This is a genomic window from Sulfurimonas sp. (assembly GCF_041563035.1).
GTDB lineage: Bacteria > Campylobacterota > Campylobacteria > Campylobacterales > Sulfurimonadaceae > Sulfurimonas.
The window spans coordinates 1-7,914 of record NZ_JBFFNS010000041.1; the positions used below are offsets into that span (position 1 = coordinate 1).

6 protein-coding genes and 1 pseudogene are annotated in these 7,914 nt (G+C 34.6%); all 7 read left to right on the plus strand.

Annotated features, from left to right (window positions below):
• Positions 1-1,782: MFS transporter (locus ABZC13_RS13990; protein ID WP_373005240.1), on the plus strand; the 1,782-nt coding region annotated here is incomplete at its 5' end.
• On the plus strand, positions 1,763-2,134 hold the full coding sequence (locus ABZC13_RS13995; protein ID WP_373005243.1) for a diacylglycerol kinase: 372 nt from the start codon (positions 1,763-1,765) through the stop codon (positions 2,132-2,134). The genes ABZC13_RS13990 and ABZC13_RS13995, both read left to right, overlap by 20 nt.
• A 7-nt stretch (positions 2,135-2,141) precedes the next feature.
• Entirely contained in the window at positions 2,142-4,337 is a 2,196-nt protein-coding gene (locus tag ABZC13_RS14000; RefSeq protein WP_373005246.1) for a patatin-like phospholipase family protein, read from the plus strand.
• Positions 4,337-5,521: a saccharopine dehydrogenase family protein gene (locus ABZC13_RS14005; RefSeq protein WP_373005249.1), complete on the plus strand. Its 1,185-nt coding sequence runs from the start codon at positions 4,337-4,339 to the stop codon at positions 5,519-5,521. Before ABZC13_RS14000 ends, ABZC13_RS14005 begins: the two co-directional genes overlap by 1 nt.
• A 1-nt stretch (position 5,522) precedes the next feature.
• Complete coding sequence (locus ABZC13_RS14010) at positions 5,523-6,350, plus strand: HDOD domain-containing protein (protein ID WP_373005252.1); 828 nt, start codon at positions 5,523-5,525, stop codon at positions 6,348-6,350.
• Positions 6,337-7,470 (plus strand): carboxynorspermidine decarboxylase, encoded by a 1,134-nt coding sequence (nspC, locus tag ABZC13_RS14015; protein WP_373005255.1) that lies wholly within the window; start codon positions 6,337-6,339, stop codon positions 7,468-7,470. The genes ABZC13_RS14010 and nspC overlap by 14 nt, the downstream gene beginning before the upstream one ends.
• A gap of 44 nt (positions 7,471-7,514) precedes the next feature.
• Positions 7,515-7,914 (plus strand): annotated as a pseudogene (locus ABZC13_RS14020) (GGDEF-domain containing protein); the annotation flags it as partial.

The window sequence follows — 7,914 nt, forward strand, 5'->3', positions numbered from 1 at the left end:
GTTTTTTTAAATGCTTTTACAGATTTGGGACATAAAATAATTATTCAAAATACTATCTTTAAAGTTTATGACGGTGAGATGCAGATAGTTTTAACTTCTATTGTAAACGCACTTATCATACTGCCTTTTATCATCGCATTTTCTCCGACAGGTTTTTTAGCGGATAGATTTCCTAAAAATGAGATTATGAAATACTCTGCTTTGTTTGCTGTATTTATTACTCTGGCAATTACTTACTCTTATTACAATGGTCATTTTTATACGGCATTCGCATTTACTTTTTTGCTGGCTTTTCAGAGTGCTATATATGGACCGTCTAAATATGGTTACATAAAAGAGTTAGTGGGTGTAAAGTATATAAGCAGCGGTAATGGAGCTGTTCAAGCAGTCACAACTGTGGCAATTCTCGGCGGTATGCTTTTTTATACAGTCTTATTTGAAGTTATCTTAAAAGACAGTTTTGTAACTAAAGAAGATATATTGACAACCATTGCTCCTATAGGTTGGCTCTTAGTCCTTGGTTCAGTTATCCAATTTTATCTAGCTTTAAAACTTCCAAACAAGATGACGAAAGATAGTAAAAAAGAGTTTAATTTTAAAAGATACTTTAAGGGTGAATATTTACAAAAAAATATCAAAATAGTAAGAAGAAAAAAAGAAATTTTTGATGATATCATTGCCCTTGGTCTTTTTTGGTCTATTTCACAAGTTATTCTTGCTGTGTTTGGTGAGTATGCAAAAAGTGAATTGGGTGTGACAAATACCATATATATTCAAGGGGTTATGACTCTTGCAGGTATAGGGATGGTTAGCGGTGCTATTATGGCTGCTAATTTTTCAAAGTACTATATAAACACTGGTTTAACAGCAATAGGTTCCTCTGCTATAACAATCATAGTATTGTTAATTCCATTTTCTACTTCCATGATTACAATGTCAGTTTTATTTATTTTGTTTGGTATTTTTGCAGGATTTATTATGGTTCCGCTAAATGCACAGATACAGTATCTTTCTCCCCGTGTTCATCTTGGAACCATACTAGCAGGAAATAATTTTATACAAAATATTTTTATGTTTTCATTTTTGGTTTTGACCACGGTTTTTGCCTACTATGGTATGAATGCTAAAATACTTATATATATTATGGTCTTTGTAGGACTGTATCTGAGCTTTATGTTATTTAAACGCTACTTTGTAATGTCTTTTTGGGCATTTTTGGAAATTATTTTAAAAATGAGATATAACTTTCACTATAAGGGACTTGAATATATTCCCGCATCTGAAGGTGTACTTCTATTAGGAAACCATGTAAGCTGGGTTGATTGGGCGATAATTCAGATACCTATAAAAAGACGTCTAAACTTTATGGTTGATAAAGACATTTATAATTGGAAATTATTTAACAAAGCGCTTAAAAAAGGCGAGGCAATTCCTGTTTCTCAAAAAGCTTCAAAAGATGCTTTCGCAGAAGCTTCACAACGACTAAAAAATGGTAAAATTGTGGCTTTATTTCCAGAGGGACAAATCAGCCCTGATGGAGAGACTGGAAAGTTTTACAAGGGATATGAACTTATCTCAAGTGACTATGACGGAAAGATAGCTACTTTCTTTATCGATGGCATGAATGGAAGTATGTTTTCTAAGACTAAAGATTTTAACCTATTTAGCAGAAGAGATGTAACAGTATACTTCTCAAAGCCAGTACATAGAGAAACAAAAACTCAAGAGATAAGAGAAATTATTACAAATTTAAAGGACAAACATGAAACTGAACAAGCCTAAGCATTCACTATTTCGTAACGGAATTTATGCAGTAGAAGGTTTTATTGATATAACAAAAAATGAGACATCATTCAAGTGGCAACTTCTTATGCTAAGTGTTATGGGCATAATAGCTTGGAATATACCTGTTGGTTTTGGATACTCTAGTATATTATTTATATCTTTGTTTATTCCAGTCCTAGCAGAAGTTACAAACAGTTCTATAGAGAGAGTTGTTGATCTTGTTACTTCTGATTATCATATTCTGGCAAAACAGGCTAAGGATGCAGGTGCAACTTTAGTCCTTTTAAGTCTAATCGTAACAGCCCTTATTTGGGTTTGTGTTTTAGCAGTTGCATTTAACCTAGTATAGGAAACCTATGAAGATAGTACTCATCTTAGCTCTTTTTTTTGGTATCGTTCTTGCACAAGACAGACCAAAAATAGCGCTTGTCATTAGTGGCGGCGGAGCTAGAGGCGGAGCACATGTTGGTGTTCTTAAAGTGCTGGAAGAGAAAAAAATACCTATAGATATAATTGTTGGAACAAGTATGGGTTCGGTTGTTGGAGGACTCTACGCATCCGGACGTTCAGCTAAAGATATAGAAGAGATGCTAGTCACTACTGACTGGAAAGACTATATAAGAACAGATTTTGACCGTGCAGACACTCCTATGAGAGTTAAAGAAGTCGAGTATATTTATCAGGGTAGACTTGGACTCGGGATTGATTCTCAAAACAGTGTAGTTCTACCTACGGGTGTTTTAAAGAGACAACCTCTACTTTTAAAATTTATGGCTATGACACAGCATGCTCAAAATATTAGAGATTTTGATGATTTGCCAATACGTTTTCGTGCAGTTGCAACAGACATAAAAAATGGTGATCCTGTTATCTTAAAGTCAGGTTCTCTGGCAAAAGCCATGTATGCTTCAAGCTCTATTCCAGGTGGACTTCAACCTATCAATATTGACGGTATTGATCTAGTAGATGGTGGAGTTAGTGATAATCTGCCAGTTCAACTGGCAAAAGATATGGGTGCTGACATTATTATAGCTGTAGATGTAAGTGAAAACTTTGAAGAAAATCTTGATGTAAACTCTTACTTTGTTGTACTTGGACAGATGGTTAATATACTTATGAGAAAAAATGCAAATGAGTCGATACTAAAACTCAGCGACAAAGATATACTTTTGACACCTGATTTAAAAGAGTTTGGTGGCTTAGATGTAGAAAAATATGGACAAATCATACAAAAGGGTGTAGAGATTACTGAGCACTCATATGAGAGTAAACTAAAGCATCTCTCTTTGAGTAATGAAGAGTATGAAAATTACAGGAAAGAATATAGAGTCTTAAAAGAGTTTCAAGCACCTATCATAGATGCTATTGAGATAAAAAATCCAACATATATTAGTGATGAGTCTATTTTAAATAGGATTAAAATCAAGGTGGGAGATAGACTTGATGAAAATATTCTAAGAGCAAACCTTATGCATATTTACAATATGACAATCTTTGACAGAGTAGAGTATACACTTAAAGAAGTTGATGGAAAAAATATACTTGTTATCACTACAACGCCTAGTTGGAACAATCATGGTGAAGTAAGGTTTGCTATAGGTATAGAAGATGACTTTAAAGGTCACTCCTCATATTCGCTTAAAGCTGGATACACTATGTTTGGACTTAACAGTTATGGAAGTGAGTGGAAAAATGACTTTGAGATAGGAAAACATCAAAAAGCATATACTGAGTTTTTTCAACCACTTGACTCAATGCAGAGATATTATCTAAGACCATCGTTTCTTTATGATAATGTAATCGAATTTGTTCCTTATGGCAGTGGTACAATAGAGCTTGAAACTAAAAGGTATGGAGCTTCACTCGGCCTTGGCGCACATGTAACAACAGACTATGAGTTTGAAGTAGGTGCAGGTGCTTTTAAAGATTCACTAGAGGTTTCAATAATCAGTGGCTCATACAAAAAATACCAAGCTAGACCTGTCTATGCTTCTTTTTTAGTGGATAATTTAGATAATTTGAATTTTCCAAACACAGGATTAAAGTCTATGATAAAATGGACAAAGGAAATGAAAGGCTTTGGAAGTGATTATGAGCATGAAAAAATCTATTTTGACATAGAAAAACCTATCAGTTTTAACAGTCATAATATTACTACTTACATGCAATTTGGCACGACTTACAATAACAACAATGATAAGAACACATTTATTTTAAACGACAAGTTTGTTCTTGGCGGACTCTTTAATATGTCTGCTTATAAACCATATTCAATAGTTGGAAATCATATGGCATTAGGAGTTGTAAAGTATAGATATCAGTTAAAAGATGGAGGTTTTTTTGGGACATTAGATGCCCCATTATATACAGGATTTAGTTTAGAAATTGGAGATGCGTGGGATGATGGTATACATAAAAATATCCATGATCTTAAAAAATCAGTGAGTGTATATGTAGCAGCAGACACATTTTTAGGACCATTTTATTTAGCCTTCGCATCTTCAGAAGATGGTGAAGATTCATTTTATTTATATTTAGGAGAAAAATTTTGATGAAAACAACTTTAATTATTGGTGCAGGCGGTGTTAGCCGCGTAGTTGTACATAAATGTGTACAAAATTCGGACGTATTTGGAAAAATAGTTTTGGCAAGTAGAAGTATTGGCAGATGTGAGATTATTAAAGGTGATTTCCCTGATACAGATATAGAGATAACAACTGTAGATGCTGATGTTACGGATGAAGTAATAAAGCTTATTAAAGCTTGTAATGCAGATATCGTTATAAATGTTGCTCTTCCATACCAGGATTTGACTATTATGGATGCTTGTATTGCTACAAAGACGCCATATTTAGATACGGCAAACTATGAGCATCCTGATGAAGCTAAGTTTGAGTACAAACTTCAGTGGGCAAGAGATGAGAAGTTTAAAGAAGCAGGTATCATGGGGCTTCTTGGTAGTGGATTTGACCCGGGAGCGACAAATGTATTTTGTGCGTACGCTCAAAAGCATTACTTTGATGAGATTCATACTATCGACATCTTAGATTGTAATGCAGGTGATCACGGTTACGCTTTTGCAACTAACTTTAACCCGGAGATAAACCTTCGTGAAGTAAGTTCAAAAGGTCGTTACTGGGAAGAGGGTAAATGGATAGAGACTGAGCCGATGGAGATAATGCAAGTTTGGGATTATCCTGAAGTTGGACCAAAAGATTCATACCTTCTTTACCATGAAGAGATGGAGTCACTTGTAAAACATATCAAAGGTCTAAAGCGTATCAGATTTTTCATGACATTTGGTCAGAGTTATCTGACTCATATGAAATGTCTTGAAAATGTAGGAATGCTTGGAATCGAGCCAGTTGAGCATAAGGGACAAAAAATTGTTCCAATAGAGTTTTTGAAAACTCTTCTTCCAGATCCGGCATCACTTGGACCTAGAACTACAGGTAAGACAAATATTGGAATAGTTGCTGATGGTATTAAAGATGGTGTGAAAAAGAAGATTTACATCTATCAAGTAAAAGATCATGAAGATTGTTATGCTGAGACTAACTCTCAGGGTGTTTCCTACTCTACAGGTGTTCCTGCTATGATAGGTGCAAAGCTGATGATGAAGGGAATTTGGAGTGGAGCAGGTGTCTTTAACATGGAACAACTCGACCCTGATCCATTTATGGATGAGATGAATACGCAAGGTCTTCCTTGGCAGATAAAAGAGCTAGAAGTATAAGATGAAGTTCAATGCTATAGTTCAGAGAATTGACTCTTTACCTCCATTATCTAATGCTACCATTTTTGTACAGCAGTTATATGCTCAGGGAGCAGAGAATGTTGATATCATAAAATTAGTTAGAATCATAGAGTCAGATGCACTTCTGACTCTAAATATTCTAAAAATGATAAATGCACCGATATATGGATTCTCTAGAAAAATAGCATCTATATCTCAGGCTGTAACTCTGTTTGGTACAGAAATAGTATATGGTCTTGTGATGAACTACTCGATTATGGAGGCTCTTAGGGCTAACACATCATCGTATGGAATCTCAAGTTCTGAGTTTAACGATGTCTGCCATCTACAAAGTGCTTTAATGATGCAGTGGTACTCAAAAGTTGATCTTAGACATGCCCAGTTTTTGGCTCCCTTGGCTCTTGTTATGGAAGCCGGAAAATTGATACTCGTACGTGAGATAGCATCTAGTGATTATGTAAATGAGTTTAAAAAAGGACTCAAAGAGTGCAGCAGTATCGAAGAGTACGAGCACTCTTTATTGGGTACTACTTCGTACTATGTCAGTGGACTCCTGTTTGAGCATTGGAATCTTGAACCACTCTATGTTGACATGTTAAAAGGTCTTGATTTTGAGCGTGATGATGGATTTAAGATGGAGTATTACATAAACACACTGCATGTTGTCAGAACTGCTGTAAATGTAAAAGAAAAACTAACTGACAAGTCTATAGAAAAGGCATGTTTATTGGTAGAAGAGATGGACTTGGATCCTGATTATTTTAGACATATCGCACATAGGATTAGAGAGACATATGAAAAATCTTGAAAATATAAAAACACCATGTTATATCTGTGAGGAAGAGCTTTTAGAAAATAATCTGCAATTGCTTGATTATGTTCAAAAGAGAAGTGGAGCAAAGATAATATTAGCTCTTAAGGGCTTTGCAATGTGGAGTACATTCCCACTGGTGAGAGAATATTTGCAAGGTTGTACTGCAAGCGGACTTCATGAAGCAAAACTTGCTTACGAGAAGTTTGGCAAAGAGGTTCATACATATTCTCCTGCATATAAAGATGAAGATATAGATGAAATAGCACAAATATCTGATCATGTAGTCTTTAATTCACCAAGCCAGCTTTTTAAATATAGCGATAGAGTGAAAAAGATTAACCCAGGTGTCAGTATCTCACTTAGAATAAATCCTGAACAATCAGCGTCTCCAAAAGACATATATAATCCCTGTGGCATCTATAGCCGTCTTGGTACAACTTTGGCAAATTTTGATGAGGAAGTACTTAATCACATAGACGGACTTAACTTCCATGCTCTTTGTGAACAGGGTGCAGATGAATTAGAAGAAGTTTTAGTGGCTTTTGAAGATAAGTTTTCTAAGTATTTCAAAGGTCTGCACTACATCAATTTTGGCGGTGGTCATCACATAACTAAAAAGGGTTATGATGTTGAGAAGCTGATCAGAATCATCAAAGAGTTCAAAGCTAAGTATGAAGTAGAGGTTTATCTAGAACCAGGTGAAGCTGTTGGCTGGGAGACAGGAGTTTTAGTAAGTTCTGTTTTAGACATCGTAGATAACGGTATGAAAATTGCCATATTAGATACTTCAGCAGAAGCACATATGCCAGATACTCTTGCGATGCCGTATCGTGCAGATGTTAGAGACTCTGCTGAAGCTGGTGAGAAAGAGTTTACTTATAGATTTGGCGGAAATACTTGTCTCGCAGGAGATATTATGGGAGATTACTCGTTTGATAAAGCCTTAAAGATTGGAGATAAAGTAATTTTTGAAGACCAGATTCACTATACTTTTGTTAAAAATACTACATTCAATGGAATTAAACTTCCATCGCTTATGATAAAAAGAAAAGACAATAGCTTAGAAATAATAAAAGAATTTGGATATGAAGATTATAAAAATAGATTATCATGATTTAGCCATACTCTATAGTTATGAGTTTTAGGTATAATCAAAACATGTTAATAACAAGCAATATATGGAAAGTATTTTATCTGATTTTATTTGGTGGGATCTTTCTCATTATCTCCCTACTATATGTAAGTTTTAATGATATAAATAATAGACACCATACTCAGATGCAACATTATACGGAGATTTTATCCAAATCTGTAAATGCTGATTTTTTGCAAAAAGATATGCTTCTAGACATTATTGGAAAGCAGCTATTTAAAAACAACAACTATACGGATATAAAAAAATCAAAACGTATATTAGATAATATATTAAAGCATAATTCATACTTGGTAAGTTTTGGACTTGCAGACGTAAATGGCAATATCCTTCTCTCGAATTCAAAAATAAAACTCAAACACAAAAAAAATCTTTTAACAGATGCCGTCACCAGTTACGATTTTA

Bases quoted from the DNA above. Each gene is read 5' to 3' on its own strand.
- ABZC13_RS13995 (WP_373005243.1), top strand. From the start codon at position 1,763: ATGAAACTGAACAAGCCTAAGCATTCACTATTTCGTAACGGAATTTAT.
- ABZC13_RS14000 (WP_373005246.1), top strand. From the start codon at position 2,142: ATGAAGATAGTACTCATCTTAGCTCTTTTTTTTGGTATCGTTCTTGCA.
- ABZC13_RS14005 (WP_373005249.1), top strand. From the start codon at position 4,337: ATGAAAACAACTTTAATTATTGGTGCAGGCGGTGTTAGCCGCGTAGTT.
- ABZC13_RS14010 (WP_373005252.1), top strand. From the start codon at position 5,523: ATGAAGTTCAATGCTATAGTTCAGAGAATTGACTCTTTACCTCCATTA.
- nspC (WP_373005255.1), top strand. From the start codon at position 6,337: ATGAAAAATCTTGAAAATATAAAAACACCATGTTATATCTGTGAGGAA.